Source organism: Massilia genomosp. 1 (assembly GCF_011682185.1).
GTDB lineage: Bacteria > Pseudomonadota > Gammaproteobacteria > Burkholderiales > Burkholderiaceae_D > Telluria_A > Telluria_A rubra.
In genome coordinates, this window is the sequence record NZ_WHJF01000107.1 from 1 (window position 1) to 22,983 (window position 22,983).

Sequence of the window (22,983 nt, forward strand, 5' to 3'; positions counted from 1 at the left end):
TCGCTCCACGCTTCCTCCCCACAGTCGGTCGCCCTTCCGCAGTTGCGCTTCACTTCGCTCACTGTGGTCAGCTTGCGGGAGGACTTGCACCTCCAAGAGTGCGCCCATGCTGGGCGCACGTAAAAAAGCCCGCATCAGCGGGCTTTTCAGCATAAGACTTCAGCTTGAAGCGCCAGTCTCACATCGGCTGCAACGGAATCGTCCCCATCACCGGCGTCGAACATGGTTCTTCGTCAAACGCGATATCGCCCAGCGGGCTGGCCACGCCATCGGCCTTGATATCCTTGAACCCGAACAGATCCTGGTCCATCAGGTGCGACGGCACGACTGTGGACAGCGACGAGAAAATGCTCTCGACCCGGCCCGGATATTTTTTCTCCCATTCGCGCATCAAATTCTTGATCTGCTTGCGCTGCAAATTCTCTTGCGAGCCGCACAGGTCGCACGGGATGATCGGGAACTGCTTGACCTCGGCGTAGCGCTCCGAATCGGCTTCTTTCACGTACGCCATCGGGCGGATCACCATGTGCTTGCCGTCGTCCGACACCAATTTTGCAGGCATGCCCTTGAGTTTCCCGCCGAAGAACATATTCAGGAAGAAGGTCTCGAGGATGTCGTCGCGGTGGTGGCCCAGCGCGATCTTGTTGCACCCGAGTTCATCGGCCACCCGGTACAAAATCCCGCGCCGCAGCCGCGAGCACAGCGAGCAGGTGGTTTTCCCTTCCGGGATCAGGCGCTTGACGATGCTGTAGGTGTCCTGGTTCTCGATGTGGAACGGCACGCCCAATTTGCTCAGGTAGGCCGGCAGGATATCGGCCGGGAAGTTCGGCTGCTTCTGGTCCAGGTTGACGGCGATGATCTCGAAGTGGATCGGCGCGCGCTCGCGCAAGGTCAACAGGATATCGAGCAGCGCGTAGCTGTCCTTGCCGCCCGACAGGCACACCATCACCTTGTCGCCGTCTTCGATCATATTGAAGTCGCCGATGGCCTGGCCGACCAGGCGGCACAGGCGCTTGTGCAGCTTGTGGTTTTCGTGGGCCAGCTTGTCGCCACTGAGCTCGCTGCGCTCGATCAGGTCCGCTTCGCTCATGCTTCTTCCTTGATCTGGAATACTTCGACGCCCACGCCTTCGCAGTCCGGATACACATCCGGCTTCATGGTCGATACCCGCACCGCGCGCACGTTCGGGTGCGCCAGCATCGAGCGCACCACGTCGTCGCACAGGGTTTCCTGCAAATGCACGTGGCCTTGCGCCATGCGGCGCGCGATGGTCTCGCGCATGAAGTCGTAGTCGACCACTTCCTGTAACTGGTCGTCCCTGGGCGTGGACAGCGCCAGCGGGATGTACAGGTCGACGTTGATCAGGACGCGCTGCTCGCCCTTCTTTTCGAAGTCGTGTACGCCGATGTTGATCATCACTTCGTAATTGCGCAGGAACAGGCGGCGGCAGGCGCTCAGCTTGGGGTGGGTCAGGGCGGACAGCATAGGGAGTCTTTCAGGTTGTTTTATTTGGTAAGGAACATCACGTCGCGCGCCAGCGGCACCAGGTGCTGGCCGCCGTCGACCACCAGGGTGGTGCCGGTAATCGCACGCGCGCCGGCCAGGTAGCACACGGCGGCCACGATGTCGTCGGGCGTGCTCGATTGCCCGAGCGGCGTATTGCGGTGGGCTTGTTCGAAGCCGGCTTCGGTCTGCTCGCCCGACACCATCGTGATCCCGGGCGCCACGCCGACCACGCGCACCGTGGGCGCGAGCGCTTGCGCGAGCAGGCTGGTGGCGGTGTGCAGGGCGGCCTTGGACAGGGTGTACGACAAAAAGTCGGGATTGAGGTTGTACAGCTTCTGGTCGAGCAGGTTGATCACGACCGCCTGTTCGCCCCTTGGCGTGGCCGCGTGCAGGGCCTGGGCCAGCAGGATCGGCGCGGCCACGTTGGCCTGCATGTGCTGGGCCAGCAGCGCCGGCGAAAAGTCGGCCGCGCTGTCGAAATCGAATTGGGAGGCGTTGTTGACCACGCAGCCGACCGGCCCCAGTGCGGCGGCCGCGCGGCCCAGCAGGGCGCGCACGCCGGCTTCGTCGGCCAGGTCGCATTGCAGCAGGGCGGCGCGCCGGCCCAGCGCTTCAATCGCGTCGGCCACCGCGCGCGCCTCGGCTTCTGAAGCGCGGTAGTGCAGCGCCACGTCCCAGCCGGCGCGCGCCAGGCCGAGCGCGATGGCGCGGCCGATGCGGCGTCCGGCGCCGGTCACGAGGGCGACCGGGGGACGTTCGGTGGGTGCGGCTTGTTGCATAAATGAGCAGAAACTTATTGGCTGAAAATCGACAGAAAAACACGCGGATCGGGCGCCGTGCCGGCGCGAGTCGCTATTATCGCCTAAAGTTCGCTCAAGCCTCCTAAAAGGAAGCCCTTATGCCCCCATCCGTTGTTCCGTCACCGGATCGAACAGGATCGCCCTGGACAGGTCGAAGGCCAGGTTGATGCGTTCGCCCGGCATGGCGTGCGCGCGCGGGTGGGTGCGGCAGGTGGCGCGCACGCCGCCAACCCAGGTAAAGACCAGCGTATCGGGACCGGTCGGCTCGGTCATTTCGACCAGGCAGGTCACTTCGGTCGGTTCGTACCCTTCGTGCGCATGCGACTGGCGCGCGCTCAGGGCGTCGGTGACGTGCTCGGGACGGATGCCGAGGATGACTTCACGCCCGTGCAAGGCGCCGTATTCCGTGCCGCCGGCCGGCAGCGGCAGCAGGGCGATGTCGCCATCGACGTCGAGCGTAAACGCCGTGCCGCCGCCGTGCTGCACCAGTTTGCCTTTCAAGAAATTCATCGACGGCGAACCGATAAAGCCGGCCACGTACAGATTGTCCGGGCGGTCGTAGATTTCTTGCGGGCTGCCGTACTGCTGCACCACGCCGTCGCGCATGACGGCGATCTTGTCGCCCAGGGTCATCGCTTCGATCTGGTCGTGGGTGACGTAGACAATCGTCGTGCCCAGGCGCTGGTGCATCAGTTTGATCTCGGCGCGCATCTCCACGCGCAGCTTGGCGTCCAGGTTCGAGAGCGGTTCGTCGAACAAAAACAGCGAGGGGTCGCGCGCAATCGCCCGGCCCATGGCCACGCGCTGACGCTGGCCGCCCGACAGCAGGGCGGGCTTGCGGTCGAGCAGGTGGGTCATCTGCAGGGTTTCGGCCACCCGCGCCACGATCTTTTCCTGTTCCGCCTTGGGCACCTTGCGGATGCCCAGGCCGAACGAGATGTTTTCGCGCACCGTCATGGTCGGGTACAGCGCGTACGACTGGAACACCATGGCGATGTCGCGCGACTTCGGCGGCACGTCGTTGACGACCCGGTCGCCGATCAGGATTTCGCCTTCGGACACCGTCTCCAGGCCGGCGATCATGTTCAGCAAGGTCGACTTGCCGCAGCCGGAGCCGCCGACCAGGATCAGGAATTGTCCATCCTCGATCTCGAGGTTGATGCCTTTTAAGATTTCAGCGCCGTTCGGGTACACCTTGCGCACATTGCGGATCGATAAACTGGCCATCGTTGTGTTTCTCCTGCCTTGAATGAGTTGAAATCAGCCCTTGACCGCGCCGGCGGTCAGCCCGCGCACGAAGTATTTACCGGCCACCAGGTACAGCCCCAGGGTCGGCAAAGCGGCGATGATGGCGGCGGCCATGTTGACGTTGTATTCGGTTACCCCGGTCGATGTGTTGACCAGGTTATTAAGCGCCACCGTGACCGGCTGCGCATCGGCGCCGCCGAACACCACGCCGAACAGGAAGTCGTTCCAGATCTGGGTGAACTGCCAGATGAAGCACACCATGAAGATCGGCAGCGACAGCGGGAAGATCACGCGGCGGTAGATGGTAAAGAAGCCGGCGCCGTCGATGCGCGCGGCGTTGACCAGTTCTTCCGGCACCGTGACGTAGTAGTTACGGAAGAACAGCGTGGTAAACGCCACCCCGTAGATGATGTGGACGATGATCAGGCCGGTGGTGGTGTTGGCCAGGCCGGCCATGCCGAGCAGGCGCGCCATCGGCAGGATCACCACCTGGAACGGGATGAAGCAGCCGACCATGAGGGCCGTGAACACCACGTTCGAACCGCGAAAGCGCCAGTGCGCCAGCACGTAGCCGTTGATCGACCCGATCAGGCTCGAAATGAGCACCGCCGGAATGGTCATGCTGACCGAGTTCCAGAAGTAGGGCGCCAGGCCTTCGCAGCGCACGCCGGTGCAGGCGCCGCTCCAGGCGCGCGACCAGGCTTCGGTGGTCGGGGCCATCGGCAGGTCGAGGATGGTGCCGGTGCGGATCTGTTCGAGCGACTTGAACGAGGTGGTCAGCATCACGTACAGGGGCGCCAGGTAGTACAGCGCCACCAGCGTGAGCAGCACGTAGATGACAATGCGTCCGGCGGTGAGGCGGGGTTGTTCAGCGACCATGGCGCGCTCCTTTGGTTTCGAGGTACATGAGCGGCACCAGTACCGCCAGCACGGTGGCCAGCATCATCATGGCCGACGCCGCGCCCAGGCCCAGCTGGCCGCGCGTGAACGAGAACTGGTACATGAAAATGGCCGGCACGTCGGACGAGGTGCCCGGCCCGCCCGCGGTCAGCGCCATGACCAGGTCAAAACTCTTGATGGCGATGTGCGAGAGCACCAGCAGCACGCTGAAGAACACCGGCCGCAGCGCCGGAATGACGATGCGCAGGTAGATCGTCGGCAGGCTGGCGCCATCGACCATGGCGGCCTTGATGATGGCGTCGTCCACTCCGCGCAGGCCGGCCAGGAACAGCGCCATCACAAACCCGGAGGACTGCCACACGCCGGCCACGACCACCGTGTAGATCGCCATGTCGGAGTCGACCAGCCAGTCGACCCTGGCGTTGACGAAGCCCCAGTCGTGCAGCATTTTTTCCAGCCCCAGGCCGGGATTGAGAATCCATTTCCAGGCAGCGCCCGTCACGATGAACGACAGCGCCATCGGATACAGGTAGATGGCGCGCAGGGCGCCTTCGGCGCGGATGCGCTGGTCGAGCAAGATGGCGATGGTCAGGCCGATCGCCAGGCATAACAGGATGAACAGGCCGCCGAAGATGCCCAGGTTGGCGGCGGCGGTCCACCAGCGGTCCAGCCCGAACAGGGCGGTGTACTGGCCGAAGCCGGCGTACTCGAAGCGCGGCATCATGCGCGATTCGGTCAGCGACAAAAATGCGGTGAGCACGATGAAGCCGTACACGAACACCAGCGACATCAGGATGGTGGGCGCGAGCATCAGGCGCGCCATCCAGGCGTCGATGCGGGCGGCCCAGCGCGAGGGAACCGCGGGGGCGCGCGTGCGCGCCTGCGGCCCCGGACTGGAAGTCAGGGAGGAAGCGGACATGAATTAGATCTCCAAAAGACGGGTGCAGGCCGGCGTCGTGCCTGAGTCAGTGCGGGCGCCGGCCTGGCAGGTACGCGCGCGACCGTGGGCCGCGCGGAGGTGCTACAGGAAGCTTATTGCGTTTTTGCCGCTTTGGCCAGCGCTTGCACCGCTGCCTGCGGGGTCATGGTCGAGTTCATGAACTTGGCGATCACGTCCTGGATCGCGCCGGCCTTGGCCGAATCGAGCGCCATGCCGTGCGCCAGGCTTGGCAGCAGGGCGTTGCCCTTGTTGCTGGTCGCCATGTCATCCATCGACTTGGTGGCGCAGCTGTCGAACTTGGTGCGGGCGATGTTGGCGCGCGCCGGGATCGAACCCTTGTTCAGGTTGAAGACTTCCTGGAATTCCGGGCTCATCACGGCCGACGCCAGGGTCAGCTGGGCTTTCTGCTCTTCCGGATTCTTGACCGTGAACATGGCCAGCGAATCGATGTTGAAGGTGAACGATTTCTCGGTGCCAGGCGCTGCCACGCACAGGAAATCCTTGCCCGCGACCTTGCCGGCGGCGGTAAATTCGCCCTTGGCCCAGTCGCCCATGAATTGCATGCCGGCCTTGCCGTTGATAACCATGGCGGTGGCCAGGTTCCAGTCGCGTCCGGCGGCATCCTTGTCGATGTAGGTCTTGATCTTGGCCAGCGTTTCGAAGGACTTGATCATGGTCGGGCCGGTCAGGCTGGCCGGGTCGAGCTTGACCAGCGACTTGTTGTAGAAGTCGGCGCCGCCGACGCCCAGGACCACCGTTTCAAAGATGGTCGTGTCCTGCCATGGCTGGCCGCCGTGGGCGACCGCCACCAGGCCGGCTTTCTTGATCTTGTCGGCGGCGGCGAAAAATTCGTCGAAGTTGGTCGGGGTCTTGGCGCCGGCCTTGGCCAGTACTGCCGGGTTGATCCACAGCCAGTTGACGCGGTGGACGTTGACCGGCGCGGCGACGTAGTGGCCCTTGTATTTCATCACGTTGGAGATGACCGGTGGCAGCAGGCTGTCCCATTTGCCGGCGGTGGCGGCGCTGTCGATATTGGCCAGCACGCCTTCATTGCCCCATTCCTGGATGGCGGGGCCCTTGATCTGGGCGGCCGTTGGCGGGCTGTTGGCGATCACGCGCGCTTTCAGCGCGGTGGTGGCGTTTTCGCCAGCGCCGCCAGCGACCGCGAAGTCTTTCCAGACGACGCCTTTGGCTTCCATCATTTTCTTCAGTTCGGCGATCGACTTGGCTTCGCCACCGGAGGTCCAGTAGTGCAGCACTTCGACTTGCGGCGCCGCTTGCGCCATGCCAGCGAGGGTGACCAGGCCGGCCGCGGCCAGGAAGAATTTGATTTGTTTGATTTTCATCTGGTTCGTCTCCAACGATTTTTTGGTTTGACTGCGAGTTTGATTACATTGGCAAGGGTGCGCGGCGTGTACCGCGCACCCTTGCTACCTCATTGCTGCTGTTACCACCATGCTTCCAGATGCACGCCGTACGAGGTGCCGCTGGTCTTGTCGCCATACACCGGGCCGCCATTGTTGAAGGCGTTCACGGCGCCCTTGGCGGCGTCGTTCCATTTGCCGTAGCTGACAAAGGCGCGCAGTTCAGGGCGCGCGTAGTAGTCGCGGCCCAGGGTGATGGTCGGGGCGATGGTCAGCTTGGTCAGGCGCTGGGCCGACGGGTTGGCCTTGTCTTTCAGGCGCGTTACACCCAGTTCGGCTTGCATCTTGAAGTTTTCGGCCAGGGCGTACACAGGGCGCGCGCCGACGGTGGTCCAGGTGCTGCTGCCGCCCAGGTCCGACTTGTCGCGCTGGTACAGGGCTACGAATTCCATGCTGAAGTCGCGCGTTGGCTGGATCACGATATCGTCGAACACGCGCACGCGCGTCACGTCCGAACCGAGCAGGGTGCTGCCCGACGGGCCGATACGCGCGCAGCAAGGGCCGTTGATGCCGGTACCGGGACCGACGCCGTATTGCACGCCGAAGGTGTTGCCGCCGCCCAGGAACTTGGCCTGGCGGTGGAACAGCGAGACCTGGTAGCCGTCGTGGGTCTTGATGTTGTCGTTGTCGTTCTGGGCATGGATCAGGCTGACCGCGACGTCCAGGGTGCCGTCGGTATTGACCGGCAAGCCTTCGTAGACGATGTTCTGGCGCAGCGCGGAATTGGTGCTGCGCAGGGTGCGCACGCCGGTCAGCGGATCGGTGGCGTAGACGTTGTCGTCGTTGTCCTTGAACACGGCGTAGCTGATCTTGCCCGGTCCGAGCGGGTAGCCGTCGACGCCGCCGCCGGTGCCGTTCATGTTGATGTACTGCATGTCCAGCATGTGGATGTCGGGACGGTAGTAGTGACGCTTGCCGGCCCAGATAATGCCGCCATTCATGAATGGCAGGTTTTTCGCTTCCACATAGGCTTTCGAGACCGCCATTTTGGCGTCGCCGAAGTCCGAGCTGTTCTTGTAGGCGTCGACCCAGAACGTGCCGACAAAGGTGGCGCCGTTGGCCGACTTGGCCAAGGCGTGGGTGTAGCCGAATTCGGTGAAGCTGTCGCACTCGTTGCCGAGGCGATAAGACATGGTCATGCCACCGAGGCCATAGCAGCTTTGCGAGCCGCCTTCGCTGGCCGAACCCACACCGGCGCGCAGGTAACCATGGAATCCCTCGGTCTCATGGTCGCCCGCGATGGCGCCGCTGCTGGCGAAGGCGAGCAGCAATGCGGTGGCTAATGTGCTTTTGGTAATACGTTTCATTTAGTCTCCTTATTAGTATGTAAAGTAGCGGGGCGAGGTGGCGCTACCTTGTTCAGCACGCTTGTGGCACTGTTTCGTCGACATCCCGGCCACCGTTCTGCGTGTTCAAGCGACAACGTGGGCGACAGTAGCATCGTGTCGCCCGCTTCGGCCACTTCTTGCATATGGTTATGAGTAATATTACAAGTGACTGATTTGTATGATAAAACTCTATTTGCGGCGGCTGAGCTTGCAACATAAACTTACAATCGCCGGCAGCGCGCAAGCCCGCGCTGTCACTGTGCCGTGGGGCGTCATCGGTGGCCGGACAGGCGCATGCCGCCTGCAACAAAACGAAACAATTCGCAAAAGAACTTTGCATAGTGCTGTAGTAAAATTACATTTTGCGTGTGGAATTTTCGTTATACACTGTCCCGCAAACAGGAGAGCGTGATAGAGGCGCAAGCGACAAGGGACAACGTGCCCCAGCAGACAAGCGCCCGCAAGGACTGGCGCGGCAAGCGCCTGATGGCGCTGTTGGCGCTGGCCGTGCCCTTACTGGCCGTGCCCTTACTGGCCGTGCCGCTACTGGCCGTGCCCTTACAGGCCGTAGCCGCTCCCAAGGCGCCGAACAATGCCGATCACGGCGAATCGCTGCAAGTGCTGCACTGGTGGCAGTCGGCCAGCGAGCGGCGCGCGGTCGACCTGCTGGCCGAGCGCCTGGGCCAGCAAAACGTGCAGTGGCGCGACGCCATGGTGCCGGGCGGCTCGGGCATCGGCGCCGGGATCGTGTTGCGCAGCCGGGTGCTGGCCAAGGATGCGCCCGAAGTGGCCCAACTCAACGGCATCGTGATCCGCGACTGGGCCCGCCTCGGTTTGCTGGCCGACCTCGACCAGGTGGCCGCGCGCGGCGACTGGGATCGCCAATTGTTGCCCGGCGTTGCGGCCCTGATCCGGCCCGGCCCGCATGTGGTGGCGGCCCCGCTCGGCATCCACCGTATCAATATCCTGTTTCACAACCGCGCCCTGTTCGCCCGCCACGGCCTGGCCGCGCCGCTCACCTGGCCCGAGTTCGAACGGGCCGCCGAGGTGCTCGCGCGCGCCGGCGTGACGCCGCTGGCGCAAAGCAGCGAGCCGTGGCAGGTCGCCACCCTGTTCGAAACGCTGGTGCTGGCTGAAGGCGGGGCGGTGTATTTCCGCCAACTGTTCCAGCAGCGCGAGCCGGCCGCCTTCACCGATCCGCGCCTGGGGCGCGCCCTGGCCCGCCTGCGCGGCCTGAAGAAATGGATGGGCGCGCCCATCCGCGAGCTGACCTGGGCCGAGGAAGCGCGCAAGCTGGCCGACGGCAGCGCCGGCATGCTGGTCATGGGCGACTGGGCCAAGGGCGAGCTGAACGCCATGGGATTGAACAGCGAGCGCGATTTCGGCTGCGGCGCGGTGCCGGGCACGGCCGCCTTTCACCTGTATAACATCGACATGCTCAGCATGCTGGCCGAGCGCCCGGCCCAGCGCGCCGCCCAGGAAACCCTGGCGGCCATGGTCATGCAGCCGGCCCTGCAGCGCGACTACAGCCGGGTCAAGGGCTCGGTGCCGGTCTTGCGCGCCCCCGACCTGGGCGCCATGGATGCCTGCGCGCGCGCTTCCTGGACCCTGTTCGCCACCTCGGCGGCCGGACAGGCGCCGAGCATGGTACACCGCATGGCCACCGACGAAACCGCACGCGACGCCCTGGTGGCCGAGCTGCACCGCTTTTTTCTTAACGAAAGGGTCAGCGTGGCCGATACCCAACGCCGTTTAGGCGTCATCGGCCGCCGCCCGCAAGACAGGTAACAGACTTACAATGCGAAACATCCTTATCGTCGACGATGACCAGAAGATCAGGACACTGCTCAAGACCTACCTGGAAAAGAATCAGTACTCGGTCACCCTGGCCCACAACGGCGCATCCTTTTTCACCGAATTCAACCGCAGCGTGGACACCCTGTCGCTGGTGATCCTCGACGTCATGCTGCCCGACACCGACGGCTTCGCCCTGTGCCAGGCGATCCGGCGGCGCTCGAACGTGCCGATCATCATGCTTACCGCCAGTTCCGACGAAGCCGACCGCGTGGTCGGGCTCGAACTCGGGGCCGACGACTATATTTCCAAGCCGCACAGCCCGCGTGAATTGCTGGCGCGCATCAAGGCGATCCACCGCCGCACCGGCATGGAAGCGGCCGCGCCGCCGCGCTACCACCGCTTCGGCGGCTTTACCATCGACAACGTCGAGCGCAGCGCGGTCGACCACAACGGCACGCTGGTGCCGCTGTCGGGGCTGGACTTTCAGTTGCTCAAGTATTTCATCGACCACGCCGGCGAAATCCTCGACCGCAGCGTGCTGTGCGAAGCCACGCGCGGGCGCGACGCCGGGCCGTTCGACCGCTTTCTGGATGTCCAGATCAGCCGCCTGCGCCTGCGCTTCAACGATTGCGGCAAGCAACCCTGGCTGATCAAGACCGTGCGCGGGGCTGGCTACGTGTTCGCCGCCAGCGTCTCGAGCAGCCATGAATAAGCGCCCGCGCGGCTGGGAGCGCTGCCTGCCGCAATCCTTGCTCGGACGGCTGACCTTGCTGATGGTGGCCGGCGTCATGCTGACCCAGCTGGCCGGCAACTACATCTGGGCCAGCCAGCGCCGCGCCGAGTCGCAGGTCGAAGTGGCCAACGCCGCCCAGCAGCTCGGCCACAGCGCCGCCAGCGCGGTGCGTTTTTTCGTCAGCCTGCCGCCGAATTACCGCCCGCTGATCATCCAGCAATTCGGCGAGATGGGCGGCACGCGCTTTTTCGTGAACCTGAACCGCGCGCCGGTGGCGGCCGAAAGCATCGGCCCGCAGCCGCTGGCCGACATCGCGCTGGCCAATGTGCAATCGACCCTGCACGCCGACCTGCCCAACCACCGCAACGTGCGCGTGGCGTTCGTGTGGCCCGAACAGCTGGTGGTGGGCGACGACGGCACGCGCCTGTCGGCCCTGCCCGAAAACCGGGTGCGCCAGATCATGCTGGCCAAGCCGGCCCCGGTGCTGCTGATGCAGGTCGAAATGGAAGCGGGCCACTGGCTGTACCTGGCCACCCTGATGCCAAGTCCGTACTTTCTCGACAGCGGCAAGCTCTTTACGCGCGATCATTTGCTGCTGCACGCGCTGTCCCTGCTGGCGGTGGTGATGCTGTCGATCCCCGTGGTGCGCTGGACCACGCGCCCGCTCGCGGCCTTGTCCGAGGCGGCCACCGCCTTCGGCAACGGCGAGCGCATGCCGGCCTTGCCCGAAACCGGCAGCCGCGAATTCGTCAATACCGCGCGCGCGTTCGGCGCCATGCGCGAGCGCATCGGCCGCTATATCGACGACCGCGAGCGCCTGTTCGTGTCCATCTCGCATGACCTGCGCACGCCCATCATGCGCCTGAAACTGCGCGCCGAACTGCTCGACGACGACACCCTGCGCGCCGAATTCCACGAAGATATCGATGAACTGGAAATGATGGTCAAGGGCGCGCTGCAGTGCGTGAAGGACAGCGACATCCACGAAACGCCGACCGAAATCCGGCTCGACACCTTTTTGGCGCGCATGGTGCGCGGCGCCCAGCTGGCCGGGCACGAAGTCTCGTTCGACCCGGTCGGGCTGTCGGTGACGGCCAAGCCGCTCGCGCTCAAGCGCGCCATAGGCAACCTGCTGGAAAACGCGCTGCATTACGGCGAGCGGGCCCAGATCGCGGTGCGCGCGGTCGGATCGAGCATCCGCATCGCCGTGCGCGACCACGGCCCCGGCGTGCCGGAAGACGCGCTGGCGCAGTTGTTCGAACCGTACGTCCGCCTCGAACACGGGCGCAGGCAAAACAGCAGCGGCATGGGGCTGGGCCTGGGCATCGCGCGCGGCATCGCCCAGGCCCACGGCGGCCAGCTGCTGCTGCAAAACGCCGAAGGCGGCGGCTTTTGCGCCACCCTGGTGCTGCCCAACGGGTCGACCTCGGTGGACCCCGACTGACCCGATTGTTCATCCCGGCGCTAGTCGCTACAATGCCCGCATGACCCTACCTGTTCCCGACAACGACGCGCTGGCCGCGTCCCACGCCCTGCAAAACCTGATCGCCGCCGGGATCGCGCAGCACGAGGGCGCGCTCTCCTTTACCCGTTTCATGGAGCTGGCCCTGTACGCGCCCGGCCTGGGTTACTACACCGGCGGCGCCTCCAAGCTCGGCGCGGCGGGCGACTTTGTCACCGCGCCCGAAATCAGTTCCCTGTTCGGGGCCGCGCTGGCGCGGGTGGCCGCGCCCATCATGGCGCAAAGCGCGCCGGCCATGCTGGAATTCGGCGCCGGCACCGGCAAGCTGGCGCGCGACGTGCTCACCGCGCTGGCGGCCGATGGCGTACAGGTGGACAGCTACGCGATCATGGAACTGTCGGGCGAACTGCGCGCGCGCCAGCAGGAAGCGTTAAAGGACTTCCCGCAGGTGTACTGGCTCGATGACTTCCCAAGCACGTTCGATGGCGTGGTGCTGGCCAACGAAGTGCTCGACGCCATGCCGGTGGCGCTGGTGCGCAAGGATGCCGACGGCTGGCGCGAGATGATGGTGACGGTGGAAGAGGGCGAATTCGCCTGGACTGCGCGCGCGCCAGGGGACGAACTGGCCGCCCACATCGCGCGCCAGATTCCCGAGGCCGACCTGCTGCCCGACGCTTACCTGACCGAAGTGCATCCGGTCGCCTGCGGCTTCATGGCTACGCTGGCGCGCATGTTCGGCAAGGGCAAGGGCGCCGCCATCCTGCTCGACTATGGTTTTCCGGCGCACGAATACTATCTCGACCAGCGCATGGGGGGCACCTTGATGTGCCACTACCGCCACCATGCCCATCCGGAGCCGTTCTACCTGCCCGGCTTGCAGGACATCACCGCCCACGTCGATTTTACCGCCATGGCGCTGGCCGCCCAGGATGCCGGGCTCGACGTGCTGGCCTACATGAACCAGGCGTCCTTCCTGCTCGGCGCCGGCATTGGCGAGCTGCTGCTGCAGCGGCACGACCCGTCCGACCTGCTGGGCTATCTGCCGCAGTCCGGCGCCCTGCAAAAACTCGTTTCCCCGGCGGAAATGGGCGAATTGTTCAAGGTGCTGGTGGTCGGCAACGGCGTGGCCCTGCCGGACGCGCTGGTGCGGGCCGACCGCAGCCATCGTCTGTAGACTATCTGGCAACTTGCGCTAAAGCTACAATATGGACTGTGTGTTACGCCGGGCGGGCTTGCCGGCGTGACGACATCGGCTATCATGGACGACCGCCCGCTACTCCGACCCGACGACAATGGCCAAGATTCACACACATTATGACAACCTGAAGGTCGCGCGCCTGGCGCCGCAGGAAGTCATTCGTGCCGCCTACAAGGCCTTGAGCCAGAAGTACCATCCCGACAAGAACCCCGGCGACGACAAGGCCGCGCGCATCATGGCGATCCTCAACAGCGCCTACGGCACCTTGTCGGACCCGGTGCGGCGCAAGGAACACGACGAGTGGATCGCGGCCGAGGAATGGGAAATCGAATGGCTTGAAAGCACGCGCGAGGACGGGCGCGACAAGTCGCGTGCCGAGGCCGCGCCCGGTTGGGATGGGGCGCCGGTCGAGGTGCTGGCGCCCTACCGGGCCGTGCGCGACCCGCGCTGGTGGTTCGGGCTGATGCTGTGTTTCGGCCTCGGTTGCGCGGCCGGCGCGTTTTTCCTGGGGCAGGAGCGGGTGATGCCGGAGGCGCTGGCGTCGGCCCTGGGCGCGCAGCGGGCGGCGGCGCCGGCTTTTGCCTCGGCGCCGGCGCGGGTCGAGGCGCCGCCTGACGCGCGCGCCGACAGTTGGGCCGTGGCCAAGCCGCACGTGGCCGACGCCGGCGCCCGGCCGCCCGACATCCGCGCGCTCGGCGTGACCGAGCTGGTGGTGCCGGCGCGGGTGGCCGACTGCGAAACCGAACTGCATTCGCTGATCGCGCCCAACGGCGAGCCGTGGCCGGTGCAGTCGGGCTATGTGGATGGTTTCCCGGTTGGCAACCAGGGAGTGGAGACGCAGATCCGCATCGACAACTCGCGCAACGGCTCGCCGGTGCTGGTCAAGGTATTCGACCTGGACCGGCGTTCGAACGTGCGCCATGTGTACGTGCTGGCGCGCGAGAGCTTCCTGGTCGAGCGCCTGACGGCGGGCAAGTACGAGGTGCGCTACCAGAATGTGGACGTGGGCGGCAGCCATGCCGAATGCGTGGGGCGGCGCAAGCAGGCGTCGTCGCCGCCTCTTGCTGAACCGGCTTAAGCCCGGATGTTTTCATCCCGGGTGCGCCCGGATTTATCTGGATTTTCCCCATGACTTTATTGCGTTCGATTCTCTTGCTGGCGCTGGCCGCCGGCGCCATGCCTGCCGTCGCCCAGGATGGCGCGGGCAGCAAGCAGTACCGGCGCTGCATGGACAAGGCCGTCAGCAATCCGGCGATCATGGAATGCATCGCTGTGCAGTACGACGCGCAGGACAAGCGCCTCAATGTCGCGTATCGGGCGCTGATGGCGCGCCAGCAGGGCGAGCGCAAGAAGCAGCTTCAGGAAGCCCAGCGGCTGTGGCTGAAATACGTCGAGGCGAACTGCATGTTTTATCACGATCCCGACGGCGGTACGGCGGCGATCCTGTTGGCCGAGGAGTGTGCGATGAGCGCACGCGCTGCACGCGCGACCGAGCTGGAAAACCTGGCGCGGGTTCTCTGAGTCACACCGCACGGCAATGCATTGAAGCGCACCAACTGGTCGACCAGGCCTGGCAGCGCCTCGAACATTGGGACCGCGACATGGATGCCGCCCAGGCGTTGCTTGAGCACGCGCGTGCCAGCCATCCGCACGATCCGCAGGTGCTGACCTGCCTCGGCGCGGTCCTGTGCGACCGCGCGCTGTACCACGAGGCCGAAGCGGTGCTGCGCGCAGCGCTGGCGCAGGGCTCGCCCGATCGCCACACCACCTTCAACCTGGCGGTGGCGGTGTTCAACACCGGCACCCGCAGGCAGGCGCTGGCGCTGTTCGGCGCCGCCGCCAGGATGCAGCCGTGCGCCATCACCTGGGCCGCCTACTTCGATCCGCATGGAACCTGAACCGCGCCGCCTGCTGATATTCGACCTCGACGAAACGCTGGTGCATGCCAGCGAGTTTGCGCTCGACTATCCCTGCGACTTCGACGTGCAAGGATTTGCGCAAGGCGCAGAAGTTCGGCTATACGCTCGAGCGCATGAGCATCATCGATGACAGTCCGGAGAAGATTTGCAGACAGCCGCGTTGCCACTTGCTTGTGGCGCCGTTTAGCGGTGCGCGCGACGACGTGGCGCTGCCGGCCTTGCTGCAGCCGTTAAACGCGCTGCTGTTAGTGTGATACTTCCTTGATCATCTTGACCAACTCTGTATTGCGCTGCTTGGTCATGTCGTACAAACACGATGAGTGGACCAGCGGCTGCATGCTGCCGCCTTCATACCTGTCCGCCTCGTAATTGCATTGCAGGTCGCGAAATGTGATCCAGGCCAGTTGCACGGTTTTGATTTGGGCTTTTTCCTTCGCGTCGACCTTGCCTGTCAGCTCCTTGTAGTGCTTGTTCAGGAGAGCATCTTCGCGTCCGGCATCTTTGGCGGAACATCGGTTCATGTCGTACTGCGTCATCGGGTCCTTGCAATCATCGGCCGCCGCTGCCGGATTGATGGTGGCGATGGCGGCGAACAGGCCTGCGCAAAGGGTGCGTACTGGAAATGTCATGGTGTCGTTGAAAAATTTGATTAAAAAAAATCGTATCACGTTCGCCATCGAAGCGGCTGTCGCGCAGGCAGGGCAGGATGTGCGGCTTGCGCCCAGCCGCGACACCCTGATGGGAAGTATGACGACGCTGTGCGCGACGATGATTGCAAGCCGCTGCCCGCCTTCCTCGACGAGAGGCGCGCCATCGCCCGCCGCGTGCTTGGCCCTGATGGCGAAGCCGGGTTCATGACGTTCTTTTTCGGCTGAGCGCGCCGGGGCTTGCGGATCAGCTCGTCAGCGACTCGATCAGCCCCATGTCGGCGGACGACATCAGCTTGTCGATGTCGACCAGAATGAGCATGCGCGCGTCGATGGTGCCCAGTCCGATCAAATAGTCGGACCCGAAGGCGGTGCCCATTTCCGGCGCCGGCTTGACTTGCTCGGGGGTGAGGGTGGTCACGTCGCTGACGCTGTCGACCACCATGCCCATCACGCGCCCGGCGATATTGAGGATGATGACCACGGTGAACTGGTCGTACACCGGCGTGCCCAGGTGGAACTTGATGCGCATGTCGACCACGGGAATGATGATCCCGCGCAGGTTGATCACGCCCTTGATGAATTCGGGCGCGTTGGCGATCCGCGTCACCGCCTCATAGCCGCGGATTTCCTGTACCTTGAGGATGTCGATGCCGTATTCTTCCGAGCCGAGCGTGAACGCCAGGAATTCGTGGCCCGCGATATCCTTGCCGGATGGCCCGCCACCGGCTACAGTCGAAGAAGGAACTTGCATAAGTGGTCCTTGTCAAAGCGGCGCCGCGGCGGGCGCCTGTGCTTTCCAAGAGTAGCAGATGCGGCGCCAAATGACGAGCCGTGCTGTTGCCAGCTCACAAAATATGAATGTGGTCGTGCTCGACTTGGACAAAACATTGTTTATAATTTGATTGGTAAAAAGCTGGCAGTGCCGATGTTACAGTTGCACTGTTTGCTTAAAGTTACGGTCGGGCAGGAACCAGCTGTTTTGATTCGCATCGCGTACGCCGCCCCGCAGACGGGGCCTTCATGGAGCCTGTATGACCGACCCTTCAGATGCATCGGACGATAACTGGCTGCTCGACGAAGACGACGAGTCCGGCGGCGACGTCAACACCGCCCCGATCGACCAGCGCCTGTGGCGCGTGCTGATCGTTGACGATGATGTCGATGTGCATGCGGTCACCCGGCTGGCGCTGCGCAATGTGGCGTTCAAGGGGCGCGAGCTCGAACTGTTTTCCGCCTACAGCGGGGCCGAGGGCTTCCGCATCCTGCGCGACACGCCCGACATCGCCCTGGTCTTGCTCGACGTGGTCATGGAAACCGATGACGCCGGCCTGATCCTGGCGCGCCGCATCCGCGAGGAATTGAACAACCAGATCGTGCGCGTGGTGTTGCGCACCGGCCAGCCGGGCCAGGCGCCCGAGCAGCGCGTGATCATCGAATACGATATCAACGACTACAAGGCCAAGACCGAGCTGACCACGCAGAAGCTGTTTACCACCGTCATCTCGGCCCTGCGCGCCTACGAGAGCCTGATGATGCTCGAACGCAGCCGCATCGGTCTCGGCAAGATCCTGGCCGGCGCCACCAACCTGTACCAGATCCATTCCCTGCGCGAATTCGCCTCGGGCGTGCTGAACCAGGTCAGCGCGATCCTCGACGTGGGCGCCGACGGCGTGCTGTGCGTGATGTCGGCCGTCACCGGCGGGCCGACCGTGGTGGCCGCCACCGGCCACTACACGGCGCTGGCCGACAGCGAGGCGCTGCCGGCCGACCATCCCTTGATGCCGGCGATCGCCAAGGCCTTCCGCGAAAAGCAGAGCCAGTTCGAGCATCCGGTCAACGTGCTCTACATCCACACCCAGGAAGAGCGCCAGCTGTGCATTTCGGTCACGCCGCCGTGGCCGCTGGCGCCGATCCAGCGCGACCTGCTGGAAGTGTTTTGCCAGCGCATCGCGGCCGCCTTCGACAATCTGTACATGTTCGGCCAATTGCGGCGCGCCCAGGAAGCGACCGTGGTGGCCCTGGCCGACCTGGCCGAATTCCGCGACCACGGCACCGGCGGCCATGTGCGGCGGGTCCAGGACTTGTCGTCGCGCATCGCGCAGCGCATGAAGCAGCGCGGCGTGGACGATCCGGGCCTGAGCCCGCAATTGCTGGAAATGATCGGCCTGGCCAGCATCCTGCACGACGTGGGCAAGGTCTCCACGCCCGACCATGTGCTGCTCAAACCGGCCGCGCACACGCCCGAGGAGCGGCGCGTGATGCAGACCCACGCCCAGATCGGCCGTTCGATCCTGGAGCGCGCCGCCAGCATGGTCGACGGCGTGAGCTACCTGACTTACGGCGCCCAGATCGCCGGCGCCCATCACGAGCATTTCGACGGCGGCGGCTATCCCGAGGGCTTGAGCGGGCGCGACATTCCGCTGGCGGCGCGCATCGTGGCCGTGGTCGATGTGTTCGACGCGCTGCTGCACCGGCGCCCGTACAAGGAACCGTGGCCGTATCCGGACGTGGTGAGCTACATCGGCGAGCGCAGCGGGACCCAGTTCGATCCCGAGGTGGTGGCCGCCCTGCTCGAAATCATCGACACCAGCCCGCCCATGCTGGTCGATATCGAGGACGATTGATCCCATCCCGTAGCGGGGCCGGTGTCGTATTCCTGCATCGGCTTCGCCGTTCCGCGCGGCGGAATTCAACTATTTCGTTCCCCTGCCGTAATATACTAAAACCAGCGTGCCGACTTACTGAGAGCCTATGTCGGTAGCCCGGAGTCGCAGCTGGCGCGCCTGGCAGGCGGGGGCGGGCGTTGTTCGTCGTTGCATGGCTAGCCATGCGGCCTCCTCGCGCCTTGCCCCTGCTTCCCCCGGCCTGCCGACATAGGCTCTTAGCGGACCATGGACCGCCACAAGCTGATCGGAAAAACAAGAGATGAACGAACTCGAGGGATTGACCGCGTTGATTGTGGAGCCGCATGCGGGCATGCGCGCCAGCATCCACAACATGTTGACCCTGTGCGGCCTGAGCAAGATCGAGCATGCCGCCAGTTCCAACGCCGCCATCAAGCACCTGGGCCTGAAATCGTTCGACGTGGTGCTGTGCGAATACGACCTCGACGGCGGCCAGGATGGCCAGCAGTTGCTGGAAGACTTGCGCCACCATCAGCTGATGACCATGACGACCATGTTCATCATGGTCACCGCCGAAGGCAATTACAGCAAGGTGGTCAGCGCGGCCGAACTGGCGCCCACCGATTACATCCTCAAGCCGTTCACGGCCGACTTGCTGCTCGAACGCATCGGGCGCGCGCTCGACAAGCGCAATGTGTTCATGCCGGTGTATCAATTGATGGAGGAGGGCAACCAGCGCGACGCGATCGACGCCTGCGTCGACGGCATGCGGCTGCACCCGCGCTACGCGGTCGATTTCCTGCGCCTGCGCGCCGAGCTGCACCTGTTTTTGGGCGAGCCGGAGCTGGCCGAACCGATCTACCAGCAACTGTTCGACGCCAAGGCCATCGCTTGGGCCAGGCTGGGCCTGGCCAAGACCCTGTTCCTGCGCGAGCGCTTCGACGAGGCCAGGGATATCCTGACCGCGCTGGTCGAGAGCAACAAGAAATTCGTCGACGCCTACGACTGGCTGGCGCGCACCCACGCGGCCATTGGCGAGCTGGACAAGTCGCAGGCGGTCTTGAGCGACGCGGTCGCGGTCTCGCCGCACGCGGTGCGGCGCCTGCGCAAGCTCGGTGAGGTGGCGCTGGAAACGGGCGACACCGAGACCGCCGAAAAAGTGCTCAAGCAAGTGGTGAGCAAGGCCAAGTATTCAACCTTCCGCGATCCGGAAGACCACCTCAAGCTGGTGCAGACCCTGGTGAAGAAGGGCGACCCGGTGCAGGCGGCCGCCGTGATCCGCGACCTCGACAAGTCGATGGGCGGGCAAAAGAACACGGCCGTGTGCAGCGCCATTTCGTCGGCCATGGTGCATGAGTACACCGGCAACGATGTGCGCCTGGAAGAGTCGCTCAGCGCCGCGCTGACGGCTTGCCGCCTGAGCAGCGGGCTCTCGCCCGAGGTCAAGATGGAGCTCGCGCGCAACTGTTTGCAAAACAATATGGAAGACGGCGCGGCCGAGGTCATGAGCGAGGTGATGCGCAACGCCGCCAACGGCGCCGTCATGGCCAAGGCGATGGCGGTGTTCGAGCATGCCGGGCGCACCGACCTGGCCCTGTCGGTGGCGCACGACAGCCGCCAGGCCGTGGTCGACCTGGTGGCGGCCGGCGCGGCCAAGGCCAACGAAGGCGACTACCGCGGCTCGGTCGAGCTGATGCTCGAGGCGGTCGGCAAGTTGCCCGACAATCCGCAAGTGGTCTTCAATGCCGCCGTCGCCGTGCTCAAGTGCCTGGAAAACGTCGGCTGGGACGCGCTGCTGGCCCAGGATGCGCTGGCGCTGATCGACAATGTGCGCCGGCTCGACCCGGTCAACCCCAAATTGCCGGCCCTGGCCGGCCTGCATCAGCAGATCCTGACCAAATACGACAAAGGTGCGCGCAGGAAAGCCGGCGCGCCCGCTTGATTGTCGCCTCACTTCGAGTGCCCATGCCCAGCGTTTCTCCTCCTCCGGCTTCACCCGCTTATCCCGACGGCGACACGCGCCGCGTGCGCGCCTCCCTGATCCACAAGGTCTGCGGCGACGAAGACATGTTCGCCCTGGGCGCCTCGGTGGCGCGGGTGGTCGAGATGGCCTCGTCCGAGGACGAGGGCACGCACGACCTGGCCTATTACGTGCTGTCGGACGTGGCCCTGACCCAGCGCATCCTGCGCCTGTCCAATACGCCGACCTACCGCACCAAGTCCGGCACCACCGTCACCACGATTTCGCGCGCCATCTCGCTGCTCGGCTTCGACAATGTGCGCACCACCGCGCTGGCCATGCTGCTGGTGGACGCCTTGTCCAACAGCGCGCACGCCACCAGCGTGCGCATCGAGCTCGAAGCGGCCCTGTGCGCCAGCCTGGTGGGCCGCGAAATGGCGCGCCACAGCTTTTACCAGGGCGCCGAGGAAGCCTCGATCGGGGCCTTGTTCAAGAACCTCGGCCCGCTGCTGGTGGCTTCGCACGAGCACGACCGCTATCGCGAGATCAACGCCCTGGTCAAGGGCGGCACCCACAGCGTGGGCCAGGCCTCGCAGATGATCCTGGGATCGAGTTACGACGCGCTGTCGCAGGCGGTGATGGCGGAGTGGAAGATTCCCGACGTTATCGTCCGCTCGCTCAGCCCCTTGCAGGCGGGCGCGCAGAAGGTGGCGATCAACCGCGGCGAGTGGATGCGCCAGGTGGCGTCGTTCTCGATGGAGGTGTCGCGCCTGCTGGGGCGGTCGGCCAGTCCGTCCGAGAGCAAGGAGTTCCAGGCCTTGCAGCTGCGCTATGGCGTGGCGCTGAACCTGACTGCCGACCAGATGAAGGGCTTGTTCGGGACGGTCCAGACCGAAATGACGGCGCTGCTGCGCAGCATGAACATGGAGCCGCAGCCGCGCGACGAGGAAACGCTCGACACTGGCGGCTTGCCGAATGTGCTGCTGCTGGCGACCATGGACGCGGGCGAGAGCGGAGAGGGCAAGGCCCATCCGAGCGGCAAGCCGCACAATGCGCGCGAGTTGCTGCTGGCCGGGGTGCAGGATGTGACGCAACTGCGCGCCGGCGGCGACGCCAAGGTCAACGATGTCATCCTGGCGGTGCTCGAGACGCTGTACAGGAGCATGGGATTCCGTTTTGCCACGGTGTGCCTGAAAGACGCGCGCAGCGGGCAGTACCGGGCGCGGGTGGCGTTCGGGGAGGACCATGGGCGCTTGCAGGCGGGGTTTGCCTTTCCGATGGGCGCGGCGCGCGACTTGTTCCATCTGGCCATGGAGAACGACGCCGATCTGATGATCGCGGACGCCGCCAGTCCCAAGATCCGCGACTTGCTGCCGGCCTGGCACCGCGCCCTGCTGCCGGACGCCAGGAGCTTCATCGTGCTGCCGCTGGTGGTGAGCAAGGTGCAGGTGGGCTTGTTCTACGCCGACCGCGCCGTGGTGGCGCCGGAGGGCGTGCCGCCGGACGAGACGTCGCTGATCAAGGCCCTGAAAGGGCAGGTGCTGCTGGCGCTGGCGCCGTAGTACTTACGCGGCTGTGTAAGTAAGCGCCTTTCACCCGAAACCATTCGCTCCGTCATTCCCGCCTGCGCGGGAATGACGGTTTACAGGCTAACGTACTTACTCAAAAGTGGCGTCCAAAAAAGATTTCACCTTTTTTCGCCAAGCCCTTGCACATTCCGACATCTTCCCGTTACAATCACGCCCCGAAGCAAGAGGTCAGTGAGATAGCAGAAAGCACCCTGCAAATATAATTGACAGAAGATTGATCTTGCTTCATACTCTGCGGTTCCTCGCGGAGGGGTGGCCGAGTGGTTAAAGGCGACAGACTGTAAATCTGTTCTCTATGAGTACGCTGGTTCGAATCCAGCCCCCTCCACCAAGTTGTTGCAGAAGATGTTGTAGTCGGTGAAGTAGTAACTCGCGGGTGTAGCTCAATGGTAGAGCAGAAGCCTTCCAAGCTTACGACGAGGGTTCGATTCCCTTCACCCGCTCCAGTGCTTCATGCAATGCGCGATCGGTGGCAGCAAGATCGCAAATCGTAGTACCTAATCGCCCTTTTAGCTCAGTGGTAGAGCACTCCCTTGGTAAGGGAGAGGCCACGTGTTCAATCCACGTAAAGGGCACCAGAATTCAGTGCTTTATGGCACTTGCGACACTCGCAACATTCGCAGTATTCAATAGTTAGTCAGGCGCGTGCCTGGTCACACTCAAAAATCGTTAGGAGTCTAAAATGGCAAAAGGTAAATTCGAACGGACCAAGCCGCACGTCAACGTCGGTACCATCGGACACGTTGATCACGGCAAGACCACCCTGACGGCAGCGATCGCAACCGTTCTGTCGAAGAAATTCGGCGGCGAAGCAAAAGCATACGACCAGATCGATGCAGCACCGGAAGAAAAAGCACGCGGCATCACCATCAACACCGCGCACGTCGAGTACGAAACGGCTAACC

23 protein-coding genes and 3 tRNA genes are annotated in these 22,983 nt (G+C 64.2%); 16 read left to right on the forward strand and 10 right to left on the reverse strand.

Annotation, left to right across the window (positions count from 1 at the left end; all coding sequences use genetic code 11):
• Positions 1-178: 178 nt before the first annotated feature.
• From ttcA to F1735_RS27525, 8 genes are all read right to left on the reverse strand, one after another.
• The gene (gene ttcA / locus F1735_RS27490) at positions 179-1,090 is read right to left on the reverse strand and encodes a tRNA 2-thiocytidine(32) synthetase TtcA (protein WP_167239895.1); all 912 of its coding nucleotides are present in this window, start codon (positions 1,088-1,090) and stop codon (positions 179-181) included.
• Positions 1,087-1,485, reverse strand: coding sequence for a dihydroneopterin aldolase (locus F1735_RS27495; RefSeq protein WP_166891920.1), 399 nt, complete (start codon positions 1,483-1,485; stop codon positions 1,087-1,089). Before F1735_RS27495 ends, ttcA begins: the two co-directional genes overlap by 4 nt.
• Before the next feature lie 20 nt (positions 1,486-1,505).
• The gene (locus F1735_RS27500; RefSeq protein WP_167239896.1) at positions 1,506-2,285 is read right to left on the reverse strand and encodes an SDR family oxidoreductase; all 780 of its coding nucleotides are present in this window, start codon (positions 2,283-2,285) and stop codon (positions 1,506-1,508) included.
• A gap of 117 nt (positions 2,286-2,402) precedes the next feature.
• Positions 2,403-3,533 (reverse strand): ABC transporter ATP-binding protein, encoded by a 1,131-nt coding sequence (locus F1735_RS27505; RefSeq protein WP_166891915.1) that lies wholly within the window; start codon positions 3,531-3,533, stop codon positions 2,403-2,405.
• Between the two features lie 33 nt (positions 3,534-3,566).
• Positions 3,567-4,433 carry a carbohydrate ABC transporter permease gene (locus F1735_RS27510; RefSeq protein ID WP_167239897.1) on the reverse strand — a complete coding sequence of 289 codons (867 nt, stop codon included), beginning with the start codon at positions 4,431-4,433 and terminating at the stop codon, positions 3,567-3,569.
• A complete protein-coding gene (locus tag F1735_RS27515) occupies positions 4,423-5,277 on the reverse strand; it encodes a carbohydrate ABC transporter permease (RefSeq protein ID WP_229505996.1) in 855 nt (284 codons plus the stop codon). Before F1735_RS27515 ends, F1735_RS27510 begins: the two co-directional genes overlap by 11 nt.
• Before the next feature lie 209 nt (positions 5,278-5,486).
• Positions 5,487-6,740, reverse strand: a complete 1,254-nt coding sequence (locus F1735_RS27520; RefSeq protein WP_167239899.1) for an ABC transporter substrate-binding protein — start codon at positions 6,738-6,740, stop codon at positions 5,487-5,489.
• 101 nt (positions 6,741-6,841) lie between these two features.
• Entirely contained in the window at positions 6,842-8,125 is a 1,284-nt protein-coding gene (locus F1735_RS27525; protein ID WP_167239900.1) for a maltoporin, read from the reverse strand.
• 459 nt (positions 8,126-8,584) lie between these two features.
• On the opposite strand from F1735_RS27525, the gene F1735_RS27530 reads away from it, so the two are divergent.
• From F1735_RS27530 to F1735_RS37550, 8 genes are all read left to right on the forward strand, one after another.
• Positions 8,585-9,934: an ABC transporter substrate-binding protein gene (locus F1735_RS27530; RefSeq protein WP_373888589.1), complete on the forward strand. Its 1,350-nt coding sequence runs from the start codon at positions 8,585-8,587 to the stop codon at positions 9,932-9,934.
• 10 nt (positions 9,935-9,944) lie between these two features.
• The gene (locus F1735_RS27535) at positions 9,945-10,655 is read left to right on the forward strand and encodes a response regulator (protein ID WP_166891901.1); all 711 of its coding nucleotides are present in this window, start codon (positions 9,945-9,947) and stop codon (positions 10,653-10,655) included.
• Positions 10,648-12,120 carry an ATP-binding protein gene (locus F1735_RS27540; protein WP_167239901.1) on the forward strand — a complete coding sequence of 491 codons (1,473 nt, stop codon included), beginning with the start codon at positions 10,648-10,650 and terminating at the stop codon, positions 12,118-12,120. The genes F1735_RS27535 and F1735_RS27540 overlap by 8 nt, the downstream gene beginning before the upstream one ends.
• 40 nt (positions 12,121-12,160) lie before the next feature.
• A complete protein-coding gene (locus F1735_RS27545) occupies positions 12,161-13,312 on the forward strand; it encodes a class I SAM-dependent methyltransferase (RefSeq protein ID WP_167239902.1) in 1,152 nt (383 codons plus the stop codon).
• Between the two features lie 118 nt (positions 13,313-13,430).
• On the forward strand, positions 13,431-14,414 hold the full coding sequence (locus tag F1735_RS27550) for a J domain-containing protein (protein WP_167239903.1): 984 nt from the start codon (positions 13,431-13,433) through the stop codon (positions 14,412-14,414).
• 50 nt (positions 14,415-14,464) lie between these two features.
• The gene (locus F1735_RS27555) at positions 14,465-14,857 is read left to right on the forward strand and encodes a lysozyme inhibitor LprI family protein (RefSeq protein WP_167239904.1); all 393 of its coding nucleotides are present in this window, start codon (positions 14,465-14,467) and stop codon (positions 14,855-14,857) included.
• 80 nt (positions 14,858-14,937) lie between these two features.
• Entirely contained in the window at positions 14,938-15,234 is a 297-nt protein-coding gene (locus F1735_RS27560) for a UDP-N-acetylglucosamine-peptide N-acetylglucosaminyltransferase (protein WP_167239905.1), read from the forward strand.
• Positions 15,235-15,278: 44 nt separating this feature from the next.
• The gene (locus F1735_RS37550; RefSeq protein ID WP_267876704.1) at positions 15,279-15,509 is read left to right on the forward strand and encodes an NIF family HAD-type phosphatase; all 231 of its coding nucleotides are present in this window, start codon (positions 15,279-15,281) and stop codon (positions 15,507-15,509) included.
• Here F1735_RS37550 and F1735_RS27570 read toward each other — a convergent pair.
• Positions 15,501-15,884 carry a lysozyme inhibitor LprI family protein gene (locus F1735_RS27570; RefSeq protein ID WP_167239907.1) on the reverse strand — a complete coding sequence of 128 codons (384 nt, stop codon included), beginning with the start codon at positions 15,882-15,884 and terminating at the stop codon, positions 15,501-15,503. The two genes, F1735_RS37550 and F1735_RS27570, sit on opposite strands and share 9 nt — an antisense overlap.
• Between F1735_RS27570 and F1735_RS27575 the strand changes: the two genes are divergently transcribed.
• Entirely contained in the window at positions 15,883-16,113 is a 231-nt protein-coding gene (locus F1735_RS27575; RefSeq protein ID WP_167239908.1) for a hypothetical protein, read from the forward strand. The two genes, F1735_RS27570 and F1735_RS27575, sit on opposite strands and share 2 nt — an antisense overlap.
• 36 nt (positions 16,114-16,149) lie before the next feature.
• On the opposite strand, the gene F1735_RS27580 is transcribed toward F1735_RS27575, so the two are convergent.
• Positions 16,150-16,656, reverse strand: coding sequence for a chemotaxis protein CheW (locus F1735_RS27580; protein WP_167239909.1), 507 nt, complete (start codon positions 16,654-16,656; stop codon positions 16,150-16,152).
• A 280-nt stretch (positions 16,657-16,936) separates the two neighbouring features.
• Here F1735_RS27580 and F1735_RS27585 point away from each other — a divergent pair, with 280 nt between their 5' ends.
• The 7 genes from F1735_RS27585 to F1735_RS27615 form a co-directional block, all read left to right on the forward strand.
• Positions 16,937-18,529, forward strand: a complete 1,593-nt coding sequence (locus tag F1735_RS27585; protein WP_167239910.1) for a DUF3369 domain-containing protein — start codon at positions 16,937-16,939, stop codon at positions 18,527-18,529.
• A gap of 301 nt (positions 18,530-18,830) precedes the next feature.
• The gene (locus F1735_RS27590; protein ID WP_167239911.1) at positions 18,831-20,471 is read left to right on the forward strand and encodes a response regulator; all 1,641 of its coding nucleotides are present in this window, start codon (positions 18,831-18,833) and stop codon (positions 20,469-20,471) included.
• Positions 20,472-20,494: 23 nt separating this feature from the next.
• Positions 20,495-22,051 (forward strand): HDOD domain-containing protein, encoded by a 1,557-nt coding sequence (locus F1735_RS27595; RefSeq protein ID WP_167239912.1) that lies wholly within the window; start codon positions 20,495-20,497, stop codon positions 22,049-22,051.
• A gap of 273 nt (positions 22,052-22,324) precedes the next feature.
• Positions 22,325-22,409: transfer RNA gene (locus tag F1735_RS27600), tRNA-Tyr, on the forward strand.
• Between the two features lie 41 nt (positions 22,410-22,450).
• Positions 22,451-22,524: transfer RNA gene (locus F1735_RS27605), tRNA-Gly, on the forward strand.
• Between the two features lie 57 nt (positions 22,525-22,581).
• A tRNA-Thr gene (locus F1735_RS27610) sits at positions 22,582-22,656 on the forward strand.
• A gap of 104 nt (positions 22,657-22,760) precedes the next feature.
• A partial coding sequence (locus F1735_RS27615; RefSeq protein ID WP_229505690.1) for a GTP-binding protein occupies positions 22,761-22,983 on the forward strand: 223 nt, incomplete at its 3' end.

What these genes read in the sequence shown, in the direction of transcription:
- ttcA (WP_167239895.1), bottom strand. Translation starts at nt 1,090, where the DNA reads ATGAGCGAAGCGGACCTGATCGAGCGCAGCGAGCTCAGTGGCGACAAG.
- F1735_RS27495 (WP_166891920.1), bottom strand. Translation starts at nt 1,485, where the DNA reads ATGCTGTCCGCCCTGACCCACCCCAAGCTGAGCGCCTGCCGCCGCCTG.
- F1735_RS27500 (WP_167239896.1), bottom strand. Translation starts at nt 2,285, where the DNA reads ATGCAACAAGCCGCACCCACCGAACGTCCCCCGGTCGCCCTCGTGACC.
- F1735_RS27505 (WP_166891915.1), bottom strand. Translation starts at nt 3,533, where the DNA reads ATGGCCAGTTTATCGATCCGCAATGTGCGCAAGGTGTACCCGAACGGC.
- F1735_RS27510 (WP_167239897.1), bottom strand. Translation starts at nt 4,433, where the DNA reads ATGGTCGCTGAACAACCCCGCCTCACCGCCGGACGCATTGTCATCTAC.
- F1735_RS27515 (WP_229505996.1), bottom strand. Translation starts at nt 5,277, where the DNA reads ATGGCGCGCCTGATGCTCGCGCCCACCATCCTGATGTCGCTGGTGTTC.
- F1735_RS27520 (WP_167239899.1), bottom strand. Translation starts at nt 6,740, where the DNA reads ATGAAAATCAAACAAATCAAATTCTTCCTGGCCGCGGCCGGCCTGGTC.
- F1735_RS27525 (WP_167239900.1), bottom strand. Translation starts at nt 8,125, where the DNA reads ATGAAACGTATTACCAAAAGCACATTAGCCACCGCATTGCTGCTCGCC.
- F1735_RS27535 (WP_166891901.1), top strand. Translation starts at nt 9,945, where the DNA reads ATGCGAAACATCCTTATCGTCGACGATGACCAGAAGATCAGGACACTG.
- F1735_RS27540 (WP_167239901.1), top strand. Translation starts at nt 10,648, where the DNA reads ATGAATAAGCGCCCGCGCGGCTGGGAGCGCTGCCTGCCGCAATCCTTG.
- F1735_RS27545 (WP_167239902.1), top strand. Translation starts at nt 12,161, where the DNA reads ATGACCCTACCTGTTCCCGACAACGACGCGCTGGCCGCGTCCCACGCC.
- F1735_RS27550 (WP_167239903.1), top strand. Translation starts at nt 13,431, where the DNA reads ATGGCCAAGATTCACACACATTATGACAACCTGAAGGTCGCGCGCCTG.
- F1735_RS27555 (WP_167239904.1), top strand. Translation starts at nt 14,465, where the DNA reads ATGACTTTATTGCGTTCGATTCTCTTGCTGGCGCTGGCCGCCGGCGCC.
- F1735_RS27560 (WP_167239905.1), top strand. Translation starts at nt 14,938, where the DNA reads ATGGATGCCGCCCAGGCGTTGCTTGAGCACGCGCGTGCCAGCCATCCG.
- F1735_RS37550 (WP_267876704.1), top strand. Translation starts at nt 15,279, where the DNA reads ATGCCAGCGAGTTTGCGCTCGACTATCCCTGCGACTTCGACGTGCAAG.
- F1735_RS27575 (WP_167239908.1), top strand. Translation starts at nt 15,883, where the DNA reads ATGGTGTCGTTGAAAAATTTGATTAAAAAAAATCGTATCACGTTCGCC.
- F1735_RS27570 (WP_167239907.1), bottom strand. Translation starts at nt 15,884, where the DNA reads ATGACATTTCCAGTACGCACCCTTTGCGCAGGCCTGTTCGCCGCCATC.
- F1735_RS27580 (WP_167239909.1), bottom strand. Translation starts at nt 16,656, where the DNA reads ATGCAAGTTCCTTCTTCGACTGTAGCCGGTGGCGGGCCATCCGGCAAG.
- F1735_RS27585 (WP_167239910.1), top strand. Translation starts at nt 16,937, where the DNA reads ATGACCGACCCTTCAGATGCATCGGACGATAACTGGCTGCTCGACGAA.
- F1735_RS27590 (WP_167239911.1), top strand. Translation starts at nt 18,831, where the DNA reads ATGAACGAACTCGAGGGATTGACCGCGTTGATTGTGGAGCCGCATGCG.
- F1735_RS27595 (WP_167239912.1), top strand. Translation starts at nt 20,495, where the DNA reads ATGCCCAGCGTTTCTCCTCCTCCGGCTTCACCCGCTTATCCCGACGGC.